This window comes from Capnocytophaga sp. oral taxon 329 str. F0087, from assembly GCF_000213295.2.
GTDB classification, from domain to species: domain Bacteria; phylum Bacteroidota; class Bacteroidia; order Flavobacteriales; family Flavobacteriaceae; genus Capnocytophaga; species Capnocytophaga leadbetteri_A.
Genome location: NZ_KN390089.1, coordinates 1535 through 2067, shown reverse-complemented (window position 1 = coordinate 2067; position 533 = coordinate 1535). Strand labels below are relative to the sequence as shown.

Genomic DNA, 533 nt, shown 5'->3' with positions numbered 1-533 from the left:
GGTAGCTTAACAGTAACGCCAGTAACGCCACTTACAGTTCCTAATGGTATAAGCGGTGGTACTACTAGCAGCGTACTTACTGGAGTAAGACTCAACGGTAATGTAGTAACGAATACTAACTCAGTAACTATTAGCTTTAGCGGTCTGCCAACAGGGGTAACCACTAATACTAACGGTCAGCTTGTAATACCAGCGGGCACTCCTGCTACTAGCACTCTTGTTACTTACAAAGTATGTGAGAAACTTAACCCAACCAATTGCCAAACTGTAACAAGTACTTTGGTAATCGGTACCGGTAGCTTAACAGTAACACCAGTAACGCCACTTACTGTACCTAATGGTATAACAGGAGGCACAACTAGCAGTGTACTTACCGCAGTAAGACTCAACGGTAATGTAGTAACCAATACTAATTCAGTAACCATCAGCTTTAGCGGTCTGCCAGCAGGTGTAACTACCGATACACAAGGACGTATCGTGGTACCAGCAGGCACCCCAGCTACTAGCACTCTTGTTACTTACAAAGTATGTGA

The 533-nt window shown here is 44.1% G+C and carries 1 pseudogene; it reads left to right on the top strand.

The window, feature by feature from the left end:
- Nucleotides 1-533: pseudogene (locus tag HMPREF9074_RS12505) on the top strand (hypothetical protein); the annotation flags it as partial.